Here is a 19,448-nt window from a genome sequence, read left to right as displayed (position 1 = left end):
CTAGGAGTCCCATGCGACCTAAACTTACGGTCCGGAACCTTTACAAGATTTTCGGCAAGAACACCCAGGCGGCGCTTGAGCTGCTGCAAAAGGGTGATGAAAAGGCCGAAATCCTGGCGCAGACCGGCGCCACCGTCGGCGTCCAGGACGCCAGCTTCGAGGTCGAAGAGGGCGAGATCTTCGTCGTCATGGGCCTGTCCGGTTCGGGCAAATCGACGCTGGTGCGGACGCTGAACGGGTTGATCGAGCCCACCTCGGGGCAGATCCTCATCGACGGCGAGGACGTGGCGCGCGCCGATGCCGCCAGCCTGCGCCGCATCCGCCGCGACAAGATCTCGATGGTTTTCCAGCATTTCGCGCTGTTCCCGCACTGGACCATCGCGGAAAACGTGGCCTACGGGCTGAAGGTCCGCGGCGTTTCCCGCGACGCCCGGCGCGAACGCGCGCTTGAGGTGCTGGAACAGGTGGGGCTGGCGCCTTGGGCCGACAGCCTGCCCTCGGATCTGTCGGGGGGGATGCAGCAGCGCGTCGGGCTGGCCCGCGGGCTGGCCGCAGACCCCGACATCCTGCTGATGGACGAACCCTTTGGCGCGCTGGACCCGCTGATCCGCCGCGACATGCAGGCAGAACTGCTGGCCCTGCAAAAAAGCCTGAAAAAGACCATCGTCTTTATCACCCACGACCTGAACGAGGCCCTGCTGCTGGGCAACCGCATCGCCATCATGAAGGACGGGCGCATCGTCCAGATCGGGACGGCGCAGGAAATCGTCATGACGCCGGCCGACGACTACGTTGCGGCCTTTGTCGCCGACATCGACCGCGGGCGGGTGTTCACCGCCGATGACGTGGCCTCGGACGCGATCACGATCCAGCTGCGCGACACCCCGGTGCGCGAGGCGCTGCGGCTGATGGAAAAGCACGGCAGCCACGCGCTTTACGTGATGGACGGCAAGCGGGTGGCGGGCGTGGTGACCTATCGCGACCTTGCGGCCTGCGAGATGGACACCACGACCCCCAGCCCGACCATCGGCGGCAGCATGATCACCGATTATCCCACCGCCGCCTGCGACACCCAGCTGCACGAGCTTTACGGCCCGGCCGGGCAGGGGCTGCCCATCGCCGTGACCGACGATTCCGACCGGCTGGTGGCGGTGATCGAGCCGGGCGACGTGCTGGCCCATCTGTCCGGCGACGCCAACGGCAACGGCGCGGCCGAGCCCGAGGCCGCCGTGATCGAAGCCGCCGCAATGGAAAAGGAGGCCGCCCATGTTCAGCCCGGCTGATATTGCGACCCTGCCCTTTGACGACTGGGTGAACGGGTTCGTGCGGGGCTGGCTGGTCCCGAATTTCCGCCCCGCCTTTCGCGCCGCGCAGGTGCCGATCAGCGCCGTTCTGGCCTGGACCGAGGCGTTTTTCCTGTTCGTGCCGATGCTGGTGACGACGGCCGCCTTTGCGCTGGCCAGCTGGCTGACCGCCGGGCGCGCCATGGCGATCTTTACCCTTGTCGGCTTTGCCTTCATCGACATGATCGGGCTGTGGCCGCAGACCATGACCACGCTGGCGATGATCGTCACCTCGGTGCTGTTCTGTGCGGTGGTGGGGATCCCCACGGGGATTCTGGCGGCGCGTTCGGACCGGGCCTGGGCGGTGATCCGGCCGGTGCTGGACGTGATGCAGACCATCCCGTCGTTCGTCTATCTGGTGCCGATCGTGATGCTGTTCGGCGTCGGCATGGCGCCGGGGATCATCGCCACCTTCATCTTTGCGCTGCCGCCGATCGTGCGGCTGACCAATCTTGGCATCCGCAACGTCCGCGCCGACCTGATCGAGGCGGCCGAGGCGTTCGGCTCGACCCGCTGGCAGATGCTGTGGGACGTGCAGCTGCCGCTGGCGATGCGCACGATCATGGCCGGGCTGAACCAGACGCTGATGCTGGCGCTGTCCATGGTGGTGATCGCGGCGCTGATCGGCGCCGGCGGGCTTGGCCTTGTGGTCAACACCGGGCTGGGCCGCATGGATGTGGGCGGCGCCACTGCCGGCGGTGTCGGCATCGTGATCCTGGCCATCGTGCTGGACCGGATCACCCAGGGGCTGGCCGAGCGTTCCGACATCCGCGGCATCTCGCTGCGGCAGGCGCTGGCCAACCTGTTCCGGCTGCGGGGCACCGCCCCCGCGGCGGAAACCCAGCGGGCGGCCTGATACCGGCGGCCCCGTTCGCATGGCGGGCCCGCTGCGGCCCGTCCATCTGAAGACTGAAAACACAAAGGAGACTCGAACCCATGTTCCGTCTCGGAAAAACTCTGACTGCAATCGGCGCGCTGGCGCTGGCCACCGCCGCGCCCGTCATGGCGCAGGACCGCCCCGGCGAGGGCGTCAAGATCACCATGGCCCAGCCCACCTGGGACACCGGCTGGTTCCAGACCGCCATCTACAGCCAGATGCTGCGCGAGCTTGGCTATGACGTGTCCGAGCCGATGACGCTGGACAACCCGGCGTTTTATCAGGCGGTGGCCTTTGGCGATGTGACCATGTGGGTCGACGGCTGGTTCCCCGGCCACGACACCTATCGCAGCACCTTCGAGCAAGGGGCCGAAATCGTCGGCGCCATCGCCAAGGGCGGCGCGTTGCAGGGGTATCTGGTCGACAAGGCCTCGGCCGATGAATTCGACATCAAGACGCTGGATGATTTCAAGCGCCCCGAGGTCCGCGAGGCGTTCGACCGCAACGGCGACGGCAAGGCCGATCTGGTCGGCTGCCCCCCCGGCTGGGCCTGCGAGCAGAATATCGAACATCACATGGACGCCTATAGCCTGCGCGACGACGTGAACCTGATCAGCGCCAACTATTCCGCCGCCATGGCCGATGCCGTTGCCGCCTATGGCAATGGCGAGCCGATCCTGTTCTACACTTGGACGCCAAACTGGACCGTGGACGAGCTGAAGCTGGGCGAGGACGTGGTCTGGATCCAGGTTCCCTTCGTCGATCTGGTCGAGTCCGAAAAAGGGCTTGAGGACGCCGCCACCATGGCCGGGGTCGAGGGCTGCGTGGCCGACCCCTGCCAGCTGGGCTATATCGCCAACGACATCGTGCCGGTGGTGAACAGCGAATTCCTGGCCGCCAACCCGGTGGTCAAGGCGCTGTTCGAGGCGGCCGAGATCCCGCTGCCCGACATCTACGCCCAGAATGCGCTGATGAATGAGGGCGACGAAAACATCGCGGGCCACGCCGACGCGTGGATCGCCGAACACCGCGATCAGGTGGACGGCTGGCTGACCGCCGCACGCGACGCCGCGGCCAACTGACCGGCGCTGCCCCACATCGCTGCGCGCCTGTGACCTCGGGCGCGCAGCCGTCGTTCTGACCGCCGGGCCGGACCGGATCAGCCGCGATGCCGGCCGGCGGCCCGGCATCGCGCCGCGGCGGGGCGCCGCCCTACGACAGAACCCTCGGGGTGGCGCGGTGTCGCCTGTCGGGATCGCGGGTCTAATGCCCCGCATCCGGCCCATCCGCCCGAAGCCCGTCCGCCCGAAGACTGCAAATCATCTGCAAATCAACGGAGACACGCACCCATGTTCCGTCCTGGAAAGACCTTGACCGCAGTCGGCGCCGTGGCGCTGACGCTGGTCTCTGCCGCGCCCGCACTGGCGCAGGACCGCCCCGGCGAGGGCGTCACGATCACCATGGCCCAGCCCACCTGGGACACCGGCTGGTTCCAGACCGCCATCTACAGCCAGATGCTGCGCGAGCTTGGCTATGACGTGTCCCAGCCGATGACGCTGGAAAACGCGGCATTCTTTCAGGCGGTGGCGCTTGGGGATGTCACGATGTGGATCGACGGCTGGTTCCCTCAGCACAACGTGTTCCGCGACACCTTCGAGGACGGGGCCGAGATCGTCGGCGCCGTCGCCCGCGGGGGCGCGTTGCAGGGATACATGGTCAGCAAAGCCGCGGCCGATGAATTCGACATCAAGACGCTGGAAGATTTCAAGCGACCCGAGGTCCGCGCGGCGTTCGACCGCGACGGCGACGGCAAGGCCGATCTGGTCAGCTGCCCCGTCGGCTGGGCCTGCGAGGAAATCATCACGCACCATCTTGAGGCTTACGGGCTGGTGGACCACGTGAACAAGACCACCGCCAATTACGCGGCGGCAATGGCCGATGCGGTCGCCGCCCATGAAAACGGCGAGCCGATCCTGTATTACGCATGGACCCCGAACTGGACCGCCGACGAGCTGAAGCCGGGCGTCGATGCGGTCTGGATCGAGGTGCCGTTCATCTCGCTTGTCGGCAGTGACGAGGGGCTAGAGGATTCCGCCACCTGGGCCGGGGTCGAGGGCTGCGTGTCCGATCCGTGCCGCCTGGGCTATGTCGCCAACGACATCGTGCCGGTGGTCAACAGCGAATTCCTGTCGGAAAACCCGGCGGTGCGGGCGCTGTTCGAGGCCGCCTCGGTCCCGTTGCCCGACGTGTTTGCGCAGAACGCGCGGATGAAGAACGGCGATGCCGACATCGCCGGCCACGCGGCCCAGTGGATTGCCGATAATCGACAGCAGGTGGACGGCTGGCTGGGGGCCGCGCGCGAGGCGGCGGGCAACTGACCCGGGGCCTGATGCGGAAACCGGGGCGCGCGGCCGCGTCCCGGTCTGCCGCGCGACCGCTCGCGCTTCTGGACCCGGGGGCCGTTGTGTTCTAGCTGACCGGGTGGGTCGGGGCAGAGAGGCGACATGATCTTTACCATCGTCGGCCCTTCGGGCGCAGGCAAGGATACGCTGATCGCAGGGGCGCGCCGGCTGCGGCCCGACCTGCGCTTTGTGCGCCGCGTCATCACCAAACCCACCGACAGCGGCGGCGAGGATTTTGAAAGCGTCACCCCCGACGAATTCGCCCGCCGCAAGGCCGCGGGGGATTTCGCGCTGGACTGGCACGCCTATGGCGTGGACTATGGCATCCCCCGCGCGCAGGTGCAGGGGGGCAGCGCGGGCTGCGTGGTGTTCAACGGCAGCAGGGCGGCGCTGCCGCGCGCGCTGCTGGCATTTCCGGGGCTGCGGGTGATCCTGGTCACCGCGCCGCCCGAGGTGCTGGCCGCCCGGCTGGCCGCCCGCGCCCGCGAGCCGGCGGCCGAAATCGCGCAGCGCCTGACCCGCGCGGGTCACGGGCTGCCTGCGGGGCTGGAACCCGTTACCGTGACCAATGATTCGACCCCGCAAGAGGGCGCCCGGCGGCTGCTGGCCGCGCTGGATCATGCGCGCGGCGCGCCCACCCGCCCCTGAAGGACGGCAGACAATGACCGAAACCATTCTTGCCAATGCCACGCTGGTGCTGCCGACCGAAACCCTGCGCGGACAGGTCCGGCTGCGCGACGGCATCGTCGCCGACATCGCCGGGGGCGCGCAGGTGCCGGGGGGCGCCATCGACTGCGGCGGCGATCTGGTGATGCCGGGGCTGATCGAGCTGCATACCGACAATCTCGAACGCCACCTGCAACCGCGCCCGCGCGCCCACTGGCCCCATCAGGCCGCGATTATCGCCCATGACGCGGAACTGGCCGCCATGGGCATCACCACCGTGTTCGACGCGCTGCGGGTCGGCTCGATCATCTCGGACCCCGAGGCGAATTACGGCGAATACGCGCGCGAGCTTGCCTCCGAGATCATGGGGCTGCGGGCGCAGGGCGTGCTGCGGATCAGCCATTTCCTGCATCTGCGCGCCGAGATCTGTTCGGAAACCCTGGTGGACGAGATGGCGCGTTTCGGCCCCGAGGACCGGGTCGGCATCGTCAGCCTGATGGACCACACCCCCGGAGAGCGGCAGTTCCGCGACCTGTCCAAGCTGCGCGAATACTACGCCGGCCGCTTTGCGATGACCGACGAGATGTTCAACACCCATGTCGCGCAGATGACGGCGCTGCGCGAGCGGCTGGGCGCACGCCACGAACGCACCGCCGTGGCCGAGGCCCGCCGCTATGGCGCGACGCTGGCCAGCCACGACGACACCACCGCCGCGCAGGTGGCCACCAGCGCCGCCCACGGGGTGCATTTCGCCGAATTCCCCACCACGGCCGAGGCCGCCCGCGCCTGCCGCGCGCATGGGATCCTGGTGATGATGGGCGCGCCCAACCTGGTGCGCGGAGGCTCGCACAGCGGCAATGTCGCGGCCTCGGCGCTGGCCGACGAAGGGCTGCTGGACATCCTGTCGTCGGATTACGTGCCCTCGTCGCTGCTGACCGGGGCGTTGATGCTGGGGGACCAGTGGGGCGATCTGGCGCGCGGCATTGCCACCGTCACGCAGGCGCCTGCGCGCGCGACGGGGCTGGCCGACCGCGGCCGGCTGGAAACCGGTGCCCGCGCCGACCTGATCCGGGTCGCCCGGATCGGGGCCGCCGCCGCGGTGCGCGGCACCTGGGTGCAGGGGCGCCGGGTCTAGCCTTTTGCGTGGCCCGGGGCGCGCGCTTGCCTGCCGGGTTGTTGCGGATGAAACCGGCGCGCCGAAAGAACATCGGCTGGCCGAAAGGGTAGCGGCTGGACCTTTGGGCAAGGCTGCGCCATGATCCCCCATCTTGCGGATGGCGCGCAGGGTTTGCGCCGCCGGTCCGCAATGGTGGCGCGGCTTGGCCGGATCACCAGGCCCGATCCCGGCAAAGGACGACCCGGACACTTGACCTGCACGCCTCACGCCGCCGCATTTCCTCTGCCAGGGGAAGCCCGCTATCCCGCTTTCAAGCGCCATGTTCCCGAGCGGCTGTTCTATGTGCTGCCGGCGCTGATGTGGCTGGCGCTGTCACTGCGCTATCGCAGCCTGACCCTGCCCACCGCGGCCAACCCCGGGATGGAGGCAGGCGGGCTGTGGGGCGAAAGCAAATCCCAGGGGCTGGATCAGTTCGGGCCCGAAGGGCGCGCGCGTCTGGCGCGTTTCGCCCGCGTGCGCTGCGACGGCGCCGGCGCGCCCCCGACCCGGCAGGCGCTGGCGGCGCTTGCGCAACAGGGGCTGGGGCTTCCCATCGTCGCCAAGCCCGACCGCGGCTATCAGGGCTGGGGCGTCCGGCTGATCCAGACCGAGGGGGAACTGGGCGCCTATCTGGCGGTGCAGCCGGCCGGCACGACCATCCTGTTGCAAGAGCTGGTCGATCTGCCCGGCGAGGCGGGGGTGTTCTATCTGCGCCACCCCGATCAGGACCGGGGGCGCATCGTCTCGATGGCGTTCGTCCATCCGCCGCATGTGATCGGCGACGGGCGGCGCAGCGTGGCGCAGCTGGTGCAGGCCGACAAGATCCTGCGCCCCAACAGCGCCATCTATCGCGACCGCCACCCCGAAAGCTGGGAAACCGTGCCCCGCGCAGGGGCGGTCCATATCCTGACCAATGCCCGCAGCGCCCGGCTGGGGGCGGTCTATCGGGATGCGCTGCCGCTTGTCACGCCCCGGTTGCAGGCGGTGATCGACGAAATCTCGCGCGAGATTCCCGATTTCCATTTCGGCCGCTTCGACCTGCGCTTTCGCAGCGCCGAGGATTTGGGCCGGGGCGAGTTCAAGATCCTGGAACTGAACGGCGCCGGCGCCGAGATGCTGCATATCTGGGAAGGCCGCGGCACCCTGCGGCGGGCCTATCGCGCGCTATGGCAGCAATATCGCTGGCTGTTCGCCATCGGCGACGCCATGCGGCGGCGGGGGGCACGGCCGGTTGGCCTGCGCGGCATGATCCGGTTGCAGCGCCAGCAAGAGGCGCTGCGGCGTATCTATCCCTCCAGCTCGTGACCTCTTGCGCGGCGCGGCCCCGCGCGGGACAATCCGGCCGGCGCCGGCCCGTATCCGTCGCCGTGGAGCCATCATGATCACCGACCTGCCCATCTGCGACCCCCTTGGCCAGACCATCGTGATCGAGGCGCCTGAACAGACCCTGGCCGAAGGGGCGCTGGAATTCGTGCTGGAACCGTTCCAGCCGCTGCGCGAGCAGGTCTCGGCGATCACCGGCATCGGGCTGGAACCCGACGAAAGCTGGCCCGAGGAACAGGGGCGCACCGTCCGGCAGATGCGGCTGGCTGCGGCGGGCGGGACGCATCTGGGGTATCTGGCGGCCGGCCAGCCCGACGGGCAGCGGGTGATCTTTCTGCACGGCAGCCCCGGCACGGCCGAAGAATGGGACAGGTTCCTGCTGGACGTGCCGGCCGGGCAGTATCACATGGCGGTGGATCGCCCCGGTTTCGGCACCAGCGGCGAAGAGCCGCGGATCGAGCTGGCCGATCAGGCCGCCGCCGTCGCGCCGCTGCTGACCGCCTCGGCGCGGCCCGCGGTGCTGGTCGGCTATTCTTATGGCGGCCCGGTGGCCTTGCGGCTTGCCGCCGATTACCCCGACCGGGTTGCCGGGCTGCTGCTGGTCGGCGCCGCCGCCGATCCGCAGCTTGAGCAAGCCCACCCCTTGCAGCAGCTGGCGGCGCTGGATTTTTTTGCCTGGCTTCTGCCGACGGAACTTGCCAACGCCAATGCCGAGCTGTTGAACCTGCAACCGGGGCTTGAGGCGCTTGCCCCCGATCTGGCGCGGATCACCGCCCCTGTCACCATCGTGCAGGGGCTGGCCGATACGCTGGTGCCGCCGGAAAACGTGACCTTTCTGCGCGCGCATCTGCCCGCAACCCCCGGCCCGCGGGTGATCCTGATCGAAGGGGCCGATCACTTTCTGCCCTGGACCCACGCGGATCTGCTGCGCGCGGCGCTGGGATGCGTGATCGCGGACGGCCGCCCGGCGCCTCAGTCGGCCGAGGGGGCATCCTTGCCCTTGCTGTCGTCCGGGGCCAGATAATGCACCGTAAAGCGGTGGCTCAGCCAGACGACCGCCACCACCAGCGCCACCACCACCGCCCAGGCCCAGTTCCCCAGCCACTCGAACAGCACGAGGTTGATCCCGTAGCTGCCAAAAAACAACCCGACCGTGTAAATGGTCGCCACGACCCCGTTCACGACGGCAAAGCGGCGGAAATCCACCCGCACAAAGCCGCTGGCGATGAAAACCGGGGGCAGCAACCGCGCCAGTATCGCCGCGGGCCACACCCCCCGGTCCAGCAGCCGGCGCGCGCGATCCAGCATCTCGCCGTCGATCCAGCGCCGCACGAGGCTGCTTTTACCGGCCAGCGCGCCGATCCAGTAAAGCAACCAGTCGCTGAGGATATTGCCCACCACCAGCGCCAGCAGCGCCAGCCCCACGCCGATCTCGTCGGCGGCGGCCAGCGCGGCGCCGGCCAGGATCGCGCCCTCTTCCATGACGAAATTGGCCGCGAGCAGCAGCCATGCCAGCACCAGCGGATTGCCCAGATATTGTTCGACCAGCGTATCCACCCGGGCGGCTCCTTTTGGCGCAGGGGTAAGGTCGGACCCAGCTAGAGAGGCCGACCCGCAAGCGCAAGGCGGAACCGGTGCGCCCCCCCCCCCCCTTCCGCGGCGGGCGATGGCCCCGCGGGCAAGCCCGATCAGCGGCGGGGCGCAATCGCCTGCCGGCGGCTCAGGCTGCGGCCAGCGTCAGCGTTTTCGAGGCTTCGGCGAAATCGCCGCTGGCGTCGGTCCAGACCATGCGCAGGGCTCCGCTGCGCAGGGCGGCAAAGGTGAACTCGATATAGGGGTTTTGCGAAACCGCCGTTTCGGGCAGCCATTCCAGCAGCAGATCGTCGTCCAGAAAGGCACGGAACCGAGTCACGATATCCATCGGCAGGGCAAGCCCGTCGGCCAGGGTGCGAAAGCCCGTCTCCATCGGGTGGACGATCTGGGCGCGGACCCGCACGATCTCGCCCCGGGCGGGGGTTTCGGTGCTGATCCAGATTCTGGGGGGTCTGCTCATCCTTGCGCCCTTACATTCCGCAGCCGCCGGCCGCGACGGTGATATCGGCGCGCGCTTCGAGAAAACGCCCGTCGCTCATCCGGGCCAGCGCGCGCAGCCCCATGCTTTGCATCAGCCGGACGCGCAGCGCGACATCGGCCGCGCCGGTCAGCGGGGTAAAGCGGAACCGGCAGATCAGCGGGCGCGGGTTGCGCTGCGCCAGCACGATCAGCTCTTGGCAGAAAAGCGCCTCGTCGACGGGTTCGGTCAGATGCACCCGCACCGGAACCGCGGCGGGGTTGTCGCCCAAGGCGGGCAGGTCCAGCGCCAGCCCCTGAGGCAGGGGAACGGCACCTTGCAGGAACTCGGCGGCGATGCGGTCGGATTCGGCGTCGTCGGGCTGGGGCGCGGCGATGCTGGAGATCTGCGCCCGTGCCGCCAGCGGCAGGAACCCCGCCGCAAGCCCCGCGCCCAGCGCGGCCGCCGTCGTCAGCAGCCTGCGGCGTTCCATGTCAAAGCAGAAAGTCATTGAACATCCCGTTCGCCCAGACAAAATCTTCGTCAAGCAGGTCGGGCGTGCGCACGTCGATGTCGATCTGGGTCTGGTGGACCAGCCCGTCCGGCCCGAGCTCATAGGTGAATTCGACCGAGATCGCCTCGAGCGGGTCGCCGTTGACCAGCATGTAGCAAAGGTTGTCGGGCAGTTCGGCGACCACCTCTTGCCCGCGCACCCGCTGGCCGATGTTGCGGGCAACAATCCTGGCGATGTAATTGGCCACATGCGCGCTTTTCGGATAATGGCCGAAATGCGGGGAAATGGCACCCATGCTGTCGCCGACGATATAAACGCTGTCGTCGGATCGCGCGTGATAGAACCGCGGGTCCATATCGGCCCAGCCCGTCGAATTGCCCTTGTCGTCGGTCCCGATCAGATCGGCGTAATAGACCATTTCCGCGGCCTGATGCGTGGGCATCAGAATGGCCTCGTCGAAATCGAAATCGCCGGCTTCGGTCATGATCCGCTTGTTCCAGGGGTCCAGCTCTTTCACCCGCGCATTCGGCACATGGGTGATGATGTCGGGATAAAGCTCGTCAAAGGCCGCGCGATACCCGGCCCCGATGGGCGCCACGCCGGGCTTGGGGTCGAGGATCAGGATCTTGGCCGGGATCCTGTTCACCTTGAAATGCCAGGCCAGCATGCAGGCCCGTTCATAGGGCGAGGGCGGGCAGCGATGCGGCGGCGGCGGCAGGGTCATCACGATGGTGCCGCCCTTGAAATTGCGCATCATGTTTTTCAGCGCCAGATGTTCCGCGCTGGGTATATAGGCCGAGGGGAAATGCATGCGCGTATATTCCGCCGCCGCGACATCATCGCCGAACCAGACGTCATAGGCGTTGCGGATACCGCCCGCGAGGATCAGGAAATCGTAATCGACATTACCCTTGGAGGTGCGCACGATCTTTTTGTCGCGCTCGATCCCGGTCACCTCGCATTGCACAAGATGATAGCCGTATTTGATCGCGGGGGCCATCATGTCATGGGTCAGGAATGCGGTATCCACCACGTCGATCAGCCATTTGTTCGACATCGGGCAGGACCAGAAGAACGGATTGCGTTCCAGCACGATGATTTCGGCATCGGGCAGCTGGTCGCGCAGATGCCGGGCCGATGACAGCCCGCCCCATCCGCCCCCGCAGATCACGATCCGGGGGCTCTTGCCGCCGCGCGGCAGCAGCGTGCTGTCCGAGGTCAGGGCGGCGGGGGCGGCAACTGCGCGCTGTCCGGTCAGCGCCATGCCAAGGGCAACGGCCGGGGCTGCGGTCAAAAGGCTGCGGCGACGGATCATCTGGGTCTTCCTTGCGACAGTCAGTGGCGGACAACGACCAGGCCAACCGCAATTCCGGCAAGGATTCCCGAGAACGCGACCAAACTGGCCAGCGACAACGTAGATACTCCGCCCAATCCTTGCCCGATCGAGCAACCCAGGGCAAGCACTCCGCCAAAGCCCATCAGGATGCCGCCCGCCATGGCGCGCAGCATCTGGCCGCCCGAGCCGACGGCTTCGACCCGGAAATCGCGCGCCAGCAGCGCGGCGGCCAGCGCACCCAGCGCCGTGCCCGCCACGATGGCGACGCCAAAGCTCAGCGCCCGGCCGGTGGACAGCATCAGCCACAGCATCCCGTCGCCCATGGGGCCGACAAAGCTGATCGAGGCCAGGGTTTTCGGGTCGAACGGGTCGTCGGTGGCAAAGCCGATCCACCAGCCGCCGGCGATCGTCAGCCCGATGATCGCCGCGCTTGCGGCCTGCCGGCGCTGCGTGCGCAACAGCGGCAGGGACAGCGCGGCCAGCGCCAGCACCAACAGCCCCGCGACCAGCGCGGACGCCAGCCGCGGCTCAAGCGCGGGAAACAGTTGCGGCAGGCTGCGCGCCGCCGGCTCGGCCGCACCGCCCGATTGCAGCGACACGCGCAGCGGGGCCAGCACTCCGGTCAGGCTGGCCTGCGCGCCCAGCCCCAGGCACAGCAGCACCAGCACCGAGCGCAGGTTGCCCCCCGCCGCCAGCACCACCGAGCGCGCCCCGCAGGCATTGGCCAGCACCATGCCGATGCCAAAGATGGCGCCGCCGCCCAGCGCCCCGGACCATGAAAACCGCCCGCGCAACGGCAGCGCGGCGGCAAGGTCGATGACCCCCGACAGGCTGAGCGCCTGCGTGGCGCAGATCGCCACCGCCATGGCCAGCGCGAATGCGCGGATGGCGGACAGGTCGCCGCCCGCCATGACGCCGCGCATTCCTCTGAGCAGGCAGAACCGTCCGGCCCGGGTGGCGGCGCCAAAGACCCCGCCAAGCGCCAGCCCCAGCAGGACCGCATTCACCCGCGGCCCCAGATGTCCGCCGAAATCGCCGCATACCAGCCCGCGCCATAGGCGGCCTCGGCCTTGCGGAACGCGGCGTTGGCGTCGATGGGGCTGACCCCACCGGCGCCCTCGACCTCGACGATGGAATCGTCCTCGGCGCGGTAGACCCCGGCGACCGAGATGCCCCAGTCGACGCCGACCAGGCTGTAGCAGGTGTTGGCAAAGCTGGCCGGAGGCGTGTCGCGCCCGGCCAACTCGGCCGAGATCGCGGCGGCCGCCACCTTGGCCTGCGCATTGGCGCAAAACCCCGATTTCGGCATCGGCGCGGCGATGGTCGCATCGCCCACGACATGGATATGCGGAACCTGCTCGGATTCAAAGCTGCCGCCCCGGACCGGCACCCAGCCCGTGGCATCCGTCACCCCGGCGCGCTCGGCGATCCAGCCCGCCTTTTGCGGCGGCACCACGTTCAGCACGTCGGCGCGGTGGGTGGTGCCGAAATTGGTCTCGGCGGTGCGGTTGGCGGCGTCGATGGCCACCACCTGCCCGTCGTCGGCCAGGCTGATCCATTCGATCATGTTGCCGTAAAGCGCCGCCCAGCCCTGCTGGAACAGCGCCTGCTTGGAAAAATTCTCTTTGCTGTCCAGCAGCAGGATTTTCGATTTCGGCTTATGGGTGGTCAGGTAATGCGCCACCATCGAGGCGCGCTCATACGGTCCCGGCGGGCAGCGGAACGCGCCGTCGGTGATCGACATGACGAACAGGCCGCCGTCCTCCATCGCCTCGAGCTGCGATTTCAGCAGCTGCGTCTGGGGGCCGGCACGCCAGGCGTGGGGGACCAGCTCGGCCGCGGCCTCGTCATAGCCCTCGATCGCGTTCCAGCGGAAATCGATGCCCGGCGACAGCACCAGCCGGTCATAGTCCAGCACGTCGCCGCCAGCCAGCACCACCCGGCGCGCCGCCCCGTCGATGTCCTGCGCAAGGTCGTGGATCACCTCGACCCCGGCGGCGCGCAGATCGTCGTAGCCGTGGGTGATGCTGTCCCATTCGCGCAATCCGCCCAGATACAGGTTGGAAAACGGGCAGGTTGCGAAACGCTGCGTCGGCTCGATCAGGGTGATGCGCATCCCTGGGTTCAGCCGCCGCAGATAGCGCGCCGCCGTGGCGCCGCCAAAGCCGCCGCCGACCACGACCACATGCGCGGCCGCCGCCTGCGCCCGCACCAGCCCCGGCATCGCCAGCGCGCCCAGCGCCGCCACACCCCCCAGGATACCGCGTCTAGAGATGATCATTGCCCGACCTCCGCAAACCAGTGGGCGAGGGTCGCGATCTGCGCCTCGTCATATCCTTTCATCAGCCGCGTCATCACCGTGGCGTCGGCGGTGCCGTCCCGAAAGCCGGTCATCCGGGCCAGCAGCTCGGCCTCGGGGAGCCCCGCGATCGAGGGGATGGCGCCGGGCGAATGCCCGTCGGGGCCGTGGCAGCCGGCGCAGGGACCGGCAAGAACCTGCGCCGCGGCGCGTTCATCCGCGGCGGCGGCCGAGGCAAGGGTCGCGGTTAGCATCATCGGCAGAACCATAAGGTTCAGTTGTCTGACGGACATGGGCCCCCCCGTGGCTGGCTGTTGTTATGTGGTCCGCCCCGGATTGCGCGGGTGCGGAATGCCGTGAGACATGATGAAAGATTTACCCGGCGACGGGAAGAGCCTGATGCACCCGGCCGCCGCCTTCGCCCTTGCCACAACGCCTCGCCCCGTCCTAGCATCCGTCCCCGGACGAGGGGGAGAGCGGCCAAGATGTGCGATGTCCTGATCGCTGAGGATGAGCCCACCATACTCGAAACGCTGAGCTTCCTGCTGGAGCGCGCGGGGTGGAGCGTGGCCTCGGTCACGGATGGCGCGGCGGTGCTGGACACGGTGCGGCGCAAGCGCCCGCAGGTGCTGGTGCTGGACGTGATGCTGCCCGGGCGCAGCGGGCTTGAGATCCTCAAGGCGCTGCGGGCGGACCCGGAACAGGCCGACACGCCGGTGCTGATCCTGACCGCGCGCGGACAAAGCCACGACCGGCAGATGGCGCTGGACCTGCGGGCCGACGGGTTCATTTCAAAGCCCTTTGCCAACGACGAGGTGGTGGACGAGGTCCGCCGCCTGCTGGGTCGGCGCGCGGCCCGCACGGCCGCGCTGGGCTGAACGCGGGCGTGGCCGGGCCGCCGATCCGCCCCGCGCGGGACACGCGCCGCCGGGACGCGGCTTTCGTGCTGCCCGCTTTCGGCACGCTGGTGCTGCTGCCGCCGTTCCTGAACCTGTTCAACCGCGGCCTGCTGGTGTTCGGCGTCCCGCTTGAGGCGGTGTATCTGTTCACCGTCTGGCTGGCGCTGATCCTGGGCGCCTTTGCGATGACCCGGCGCCGGCCCCGGGGCGCCGACGCGCCGCCCCTGGGGGATGACGGCTGATGCTGTCGCCCGATTTCGTCATCCTGACGGCGGTGGCCTATGTCGGGCTGCTGTTTGCGCTGGCCTATGTCTCGGACCTGCGGGCGCGGCAGGGGCGGGCGGGGTTCCTGCGCTCGCCGCTGGTCTATACGCTGTCGATCTCGGTCTATTGCACCAGCTGGACGTTCTACGGCGCAGTGGGCACCGCCGCCCGCAACGGGCTGGAGTTCATGGCGATCTACATGGGGCCGACGCTGGTGTTCGTCGGCTGGTGGTTCCTGCTGCGCAAGCTGTTGCGGATCGGGCACGGGCAGAGGATCACCTCGATCGCGGATTTCCTGTCCTCGCGGTTTGGCAAGTCCAGCAAGCTGGCGATCCTGGTGACGGTGATCGCGGTGGTGGCGATCACGCCCTATATCGCCTTGCAACTCAAGGCGGTGACGACTTCGATCCAGGTGATCTCGACCGCCGACGGGCGCGGGCGGCTGGCCGGGCTGGGCGACGCGGGGCTGGGGCTGGCGGTGGCGATGGGCATGGCCGTGTTCACCATCCTGTTCGGCACCCGCAACGTGGACGCGCGCGAACAGCACCCGGGCGTGGTCGCCGCCATCGCATTCGAGGCCAGCGTGAAATTCGTGGCGCTGGTGGCGGTGGGGCTGTTCGTGATCTTCGGGCTGTCGGACGGCCCCGCGCAGATCTATGCCCGCGCCGCCGAGGCCGGTTTCACCATCCACGAACCCGGCCCTTTTGGCAGCCGCTGGGTCACGGTGCTGTTCCTGTCGGGCTGCGCGGTGATCTGCCTGCCGCGGCAGTTCCAGATCGCCGTGGTGGAAAACGCCGATGAGGATCACCTGCGCACCGCCGCCTGGGCGTTCCCGGCCTATCTGCTGCTGATGAGCCTGTTCACCCTGCCCATCGCCTTTTACGGGCTGGCGACCATGCCGGCGGGGTCGAACCCCGACATGTTCGTGCTGACCTTGCCGATGGCGGCCGACCAGAACGCGCTGGCGCTGTTTGCCTTTATCGGGGGGTTTTCCTCGGCCACCTCGATGATCATCGTGGCCTCGATCGCGCTGTCGATCATGGTGTCGAACCATATCGTGCTGCCGCTGGCGCTGCGGTTTACCCGCGACCTTGCCGCGCACGAGGCGCAGGGCATCGCGCGGCTGCTGCTGGTCAGCCGGCGCACCTCGATCGCGGTGATCCTGTTTCTCGGGTTCATCTATTTCTGGCTGACCGGGGAAAGCGGGGCGCTGGCGCCCATCGGGCTGATTTCCTTTGCCGGGGTGGCGCAGTTCCTGCCGGCGCTGCTGGCGGCGCTTTACTGGCGCGGCGCCACGGTGCGCGGCGCGCTGGCGGGGATGGTGCTGGGGTTCGCGGTCTGGGGCTGGACGCTGTTTCTGCCCAGTTTCGCCGCCGGCAGCGAAACCGTCGCCACGCTGCTGGCCCAGGGGCCTTGGGGGATCACCGCGCTGCGCCCGCAGGCGCTGTTCGGGATGGGCGACACCGACCCGCTGGTCCATTCGATGTTCTGGAGCATGCTGCTGAACGCGGGCACGCTGATCGTCACCTCGCTGATGACCGGGCAAAGCCGGCTGGAACAGATTCAGGCCGGCATTTTCGTCGATGTGTTCCGGCAGGGCGGTGTCGGGCAGGGCGGGGCAGGACAGCGGGCGGCCGGCCAGTCGATCCGCAGCACCGCCACCGCCGACGACCTGTTCTTTCTGGCCGAGCGGGTGCTGGGCTGGCACCGTGCCAGCACCCTGTTCAAGGATGCGGGCATCCGCCACGGCACCCATGCCCGCGGCGAGGACGCGCCGCCCGGCTTCATCATCCGGCTGGAACGTGAACTGGCCAGTTCCATCGGCGCGGCCTCGGCGCATATCCTGCTGTCCAAGGTGGTGCAGGGCGATGCGCTGTCGCTGGACGAGGTGATGCAGATCGCCGACGAAACATTGCAGGTGATTTCCCATTCCAACGAGCTGGAAAAGAAATCCAACGAGCTGCGCCGGACCGCCCGGCAGTTGCAGGAGGTGAACGAGAAACTTCACGCACTGCACCGGCAGAAGGACGATTTCCTTAGCCAGGTCAGCCACGAGGTGCGCACGCCGATGACCTCGATCCGCTCGATTTCCGAAATCCTGATGCGCCAGCCCGACTTGGCCGAGGCGCAGCGGGAACGGTTTGTCGAGCTGATCCACCATGAAAGCGTGCGGCTGACCCGGCTGCTGGACGAAATCCTGGATCTCAGCGCGCTGGAACACGGCGAGAGGGACTGGGAAAACCACCCCGTCGACCCCGAGGCCGCCCTGAGCCGCGCGATGGAGGTCTGCGACGCCATTGCCCGCCAGCGCGCCATCAGGTTTTCGCGCGACCATGCGCCGGTGCCGGTCATCGTGTCGGGGGATGCGGACCGGCTGTGCCAGGTTTTCATCAACATCATCGCCAACGCCATCGCCCACAACCGCGACCCCGAACCGCGGGTGCATGTGCGTTCGCGGGTGACGGCGACGGAATATCAGGTCGAGATCATGGACAACGGGGCCGGCATCGCCCCCGAGTTCCGCGCCACCATCTTTGACAAGTTCATGCGCATCGGCGACGGCGGGCCGGCGGGCGGGGCGTTTCCCGGGCTGGGGCTGGGGCTGAACATCAGCCACACCATCGTGCGCAAGCTGCAAGGCCGGATCGAGCTGGTCGAGGGCGCGCTGCCCGGCGCGTGTTTCCGCATCTCGCTGCCGTTGTGGCCGGCACCGCTGCAAGCCGCGGCGGTGCGGCTGGATCAGGCGGGCGCGTCCTCTTGACGGTGGCTGCAATTCTGGCGGATGCACAGCTGGCAGGACGGGCCGACCGCCAGCTGCGTGCCTGTGTCCGACAGGTTCAGCCCCTGCCCATAGACAGTGCGGTCGGCGTGGTGGATGTCGCAGGCCAGCATCACCGAAAACACCAGCGGCTGTTCGGCCCAGGTCGAGATCCGCTTGGGCACCGATTTCGCGATCATCAGGAACCGCGCGCCGTTGGGGAACTCGGCGATCTGGCGGATCACCCCGCCCGCCGGCGTGGTGTGATAGATCGGCCATAGCAGGCAGCCATGCCCGCCCCCCGGCAGGCTCAGCCCGGGCAGCGGGAACCGCTTGGTCAGCCGCCCCGAGGGATCGGCGCGCAGAAAGCCAAAGGGCACGCCCTCGGCGCCGGGGCGGCGCAGCGTCACCAGCCGGTGGGCCACCTGCTCGAAACTGGCGCCGTGGATATGGCTGAGCAGGTCGATGTCATGGCGGTGTTCCGCGGCGGTGGCGCTGATCCGCGCATAGGGCATCATCATCGCCCCCGCGACATAGGACGACAACGCCCCCCGCATCAGCTGCCGCGCCTCGTCCGATGCGGGTTCCAGCGCCGCGCAGGTCCGGTCCAGCAGCTCGGGCGCCGCCAGCTCGGCGATGTGGCGGCACATGCGGAACACCCGCGTGGCCAGCGGCGCCGAGGCCCGCAGCCACAGCACCCCGTCCTGCGCCGGCCCGGCCGGCGCCGGCGGCGGACCGCCCGGCGTTTCGGGCCGGCGCTGGCAGCGGACGCCGAAACGCCTTTCCAGACAGGCGGCCAGCGCGGTTTCGCCGAATTCGCCGGGGATGGCGGCGCGCAGCTCGTCGGCCAGATCCTCCAGCTCGGGGAAATGGTTGTTGGCGGCGATGAAAGCATCCTCGACCTGCCGCACCGGCGAGATGGTGCGCCGCTTGATGGTGGCGCGGTCGAAATAGCCGACCAGCCCGCGCATGGTGGTGCTGAGTTCCTGCGCCTCGCGGTTGATGGCCGCGGTAAAGCGGTGGCGGTCGGTCTCGCTCAGATCCTCGACCCTTGCGATGATCTCGGCGCTGGACCGCATCCCCGTCAGCCGGTTCAGCACCTCGTGCAGCATCTGCCCCAGCAGCGGGTCCGAGGCAAAGCGGTTGGTGAACGCCTCGACCTCGGCCATCGCCTCGGCGCCCATGCGGTGCAGCCGGATCAGCGCCTGCGCCACCTCGGGGAAACGTGCCAGCAGGTCGCGAAAATCGGTGTGGCCGAAATCCAGCCCCTGCAACACCGGGTCGTTCAGCATTTCCTGCACGTTTTGCAGGGTCTTTTGTTCCTGATCGCCCGAGAGGGAATCGATGTCCAGTTGCAGATGTTCCGCGATGCGCAGCAGCAGCGCCCCGCCCACGTCGCGTTTCGAATTCTCGATCAGGTTCAGATAGCTGGACGAAATCCCCACCATCCGCGCCAGCCCGGCCTGCGAGATGCCGCGGTCCATCCGCTGCCGACGTATCCTGATGCCGACCGGCGCGCGCATGTTGCCCCCCTTATCCCTCGCCCGAGTCAATCATTTAC

At 68.4% G+C, this 19,448-nt stretch carries 19 protein-coding genes; 11 read left to right on the top strand and 8 right to left on the bottom strand.

Going from position 1 to position 19,448, the window contains the following annotated elements; genetic code table 11:
• Positions 1–11: 11 nt before the first annotated feature.
• The 8 genes from BLW83_RS03265 (at position 12) to BLW83_RS03230 (ending at position 8,791) form a co-directional block, all read left to right on the top strand.
• Positions 12–1,283, top strand: a complete 1,272-nt coding sequence (locus BLW83_RS03265) for a quaternary amine ABC transporter ATP-binding protein (RefSeq protein ID WP_090845443.1) — start codon at positions 12–14, stop codon at positions 1,281–1,283.
• The gene (locus BLW83_RS03260) at positions 1,267–2,199 is read left to right on the top strand and encodes an ABC transporter permease (RefSeq protein ID WP_090845442.1); all 933 of its coding nucleotides are present in this window, start codon (positions 1,267–1,269) and stop codon (positions 2,197–2,199) included. The genes BLW83_RS03265 and BLW83_RS03260 overlap by 17 nt, the downstream gene beginning before the upstream one ends.
• 80 nt (positions 2,200–2,279) lie before the next feature.
• Complete coding sequence (gene proX, locus BLW83_RS03255; RefSeq protein ID WP_090845440.1) at positions 2,280–3,302, top strand: glycine betaine/L-proline ABC transporter substrate-binding protein ProX; 1,023 nt, start codon at positions 2,280–2,282, stop codon at positions 3,300–3,302.
• A 267-nt stretch (positions 3,303–3,569) separates the two neighbouring features.
• Positions 3,570–4,598, top strand: a complete 1,029-nt coding sequence (gene proX, locus BLW83_RS03250; protein ID WP_090845438.1) for a glycine betaine/L-proline ABC transporter substrate-binding protein ProX — start codon at positions 3,570–3,572, stop codon at positions 4,596–4,598.
• 126 nt (positions 4,599–4,724) lie between these two features.
• Positions 4,725–5,270 (top strand): phosphonate metabolism protein/1,5-bisphosphokinase (PRPP-forming) PhnN, encoded by a 546-nt coding sequence (gene phnN / locus BLW83_RS03245; protein WP_090845436.1) that lies wholly within the window; start codon positions 4,725–4,727, stop codon positions 5,268–5,270.
• A 13-nt stretch (positions 5,271–5,283) separates the two neighbouring features.
• The gene (locus BLW83_RS03240; protein ID WP_090845434.1) at positions 5,284–6,423 is read left to right on the top strand and encodes an alpha-D-ribose 1-methylphosphonate 5-triphosphate diphosphatase; all 1,140 of its coding nucleotides are present in this window, start codon (positions 5,284–5,286) and stop codon (positions 6,421–6,423) included.
• A gap of 231 nt (positions 6,424–6,654) precedes the next feature.
• Positions 6,655–7,749 (top strand): hypothetical protein, encoded by a 1,095-nt coding sequence (locus BLW83_RS03235; RefSeq protein ID WP_090845933.1) that lies wholly within the window; start codon positions 6,655–6,657, stop codon positions 7,747–7,749.
• 73 nt (positions 7,750–7,822) lie between these two features.
• Positions 7,823–8,791, top strand: coding sequence for an alpha/beta fold hydrolase (locus tag BLW83_RS03230; protein WP_090845432.1), 969 nt, complete (start codon positions 7,823–7,825; stop codon positions 8,789–8,791).
• On the opposite strand, the gene BLW83_RS03225 is transcribed toward BLW83_RS03230, so the two are convergent.
• From BLW83_RS03225 to BLW83_RS03195, 7 genes are all read right to left on the bottom strand, one after another.
• On the bottom strand, positions 8,740–9,324 hold the full coding sequence (locus BLW83_RS03225) for a DedA family protein (RefSeq protein ID WP_090845430.1): 585 nt from the start codon (positions 9,322–9,324) through the stop codon (positions 8,740–8,742). The genes BLW83_RS03230 and BLW83_RS03225 overlap by 52 nt on opposite strands.
• A 163-nt stretch (positions 9,325–9,487) precedes the next feature.
• The gene (locus tag BLW83_RS03220; RefSeq protein WP_090845427.1) at positions 9,488–9,820 is read right to left on the bottom strand and encodes a thiosulfate oxidation carrier complex protein SoxZ; all 333 of its coding nucleotides are present in this window, start codon (positions 9,818–9,820) and stop codon (positions 9,488–9,490) included.
• Between the two features lie 10 nt (positions 9,821–9,830).
• The gene (locus BLW83_RS03215; protein WP_218139071.1) at positions 9,831–10,328 is read right to left on the bottom strand and encodes a thiosulfate oxidation carrier protein SoxY; all 498 of its coding nucleotides are present in this window, start codon (positions 10,326–10,328) and stop codon (positions 9,831–9,833) included.
• Positions 10,312–11,646, bottom strand: a complete 1,335-nt coding sequence (locus tag BLW83_RS03210) for an FAD-dependent oxidoreductase (RefSeq protein WP_218139070.1) — start codon at positions 11,644–11,646, stop codon at positions 10,312–10,314. Before BLW83_RS03210 ends, BLW83_RS03215 begins: the two co-directional genes overlap by 17 nt.
• 20 nt (positions 11,647–11,666) lie before the next feature.
• Positions 11,667–12,674: a YeeE/YedE family protein gene (locus tag BLW83_RS03205; protein ID WP_218139069.1), complete on the bottom strand. Its 1,008-nt coding sequence runs from the start codon at positions 12,672–12,674 to the stop codon at positions 11,667–11,669.
• Entirely contained in the window at positions 12,671–13,948 is a 1,278-nt protein-coding gene (locus tag BLW83_RS03200; protein WP_090845423.1) for an NAD(P)/FAD-dependent oxidoreductase, read from the bottom strand. The genes BLW83_RS03205 and BLW83_RS03200 overlap by 4 nt, the downstream gene beginning before the upstream one ends.
• On the bottom strand, positions 13,945–14,223 hold the full coding sequence (locus BLW83_RS03195; protein ID WP_218139068.1) for a c-type cytochrome: 279 nt from the start codon (positions 14,221–14,223) through the stop codon (positions 13,945–13,947). The genes BLW83_RS03200 and BLW83_RS03195 overlap by 4 nt, the downstream gene beginning before the upstream one ends.
• 228 nt (positions 14,224–14,451) lie before the next feature.
• On the opposite strand from BLW83_RS03195, the gene BLW83_RS03190 reads away from it, so the two are divergent.
• Genes BLW83_RS03190 through BLW83_RS03180 form a run of 3 tightly spaced genes read left to right on the top strand, consistent with a single transcriptional unit; the run spans position 14,452 to position 17,890 of the window.
• Positions 14,452–14,844, top strand: a complete 393-nt coding sequence (locus BLW83_RS03190; protein ID WP_090845419.1) for a response regulator transcription factor — start codon at positions 14,452–14,454, stop codon at positions 14,842–14,844.
• An 8-nt stretch (positions 14,845–14,852) separates the two neighbouring features.
• Positions 14,853–15,107 (top strand): hypothetical protein, encoded by a 255-nt coding sequence (locus tag BLW83_RS03185; RefSeq protein ID WP_090845417.1) that lies wholly within the window; start codon positions 14,853–14,855, stop codon positions 15,105–15,107.
• Entirely contained in the window at positions 15,107–17,890 is a 2,784-nt protein-coding gene (locus BLW83_RS03180; RefSeq protein ID WP_177172470.1) for a sensor histidine kinase, read from the top strand. Before BLW83_RS03185 ends, BLW83_RS03180 begins: the two co-directional genes overlap by 1 nt.
• Here the strand turns inward: BLW83_RS03180 and BLW83_RS03175 are convergent.
• On the bottom strand, positions 17,869–19,410 hold the full coding sequence (locus tag BLW83_RS03175) for a helix-turn-helix domain-containing protein (RefSeq protein WP_090845415.1): 1,542 nt from the start codon (positions 19,408–19,410) through the stop codon (positions 17,869–17,871). The genes BLW83_RS03180 and BLW83_RS03175 overlap by 22 nt on opposite strands.
• Positions 19,411–19,448 lie beyond the last annotated feature (38 nt).

This window comes from Paracoccus alkenifer (assembly GCF_900108405.1).
GTDB classification, from domain to species: Bacteria; Pseudomonadota; Alphaproteobacteria; order Rhodobacterales; family Rhodobacteraceae; genus Paracoccus; species Paracoccus alkenifer.
This window is presented reverse-complemented; position numbering and strand designations above follow the sequence as displayed.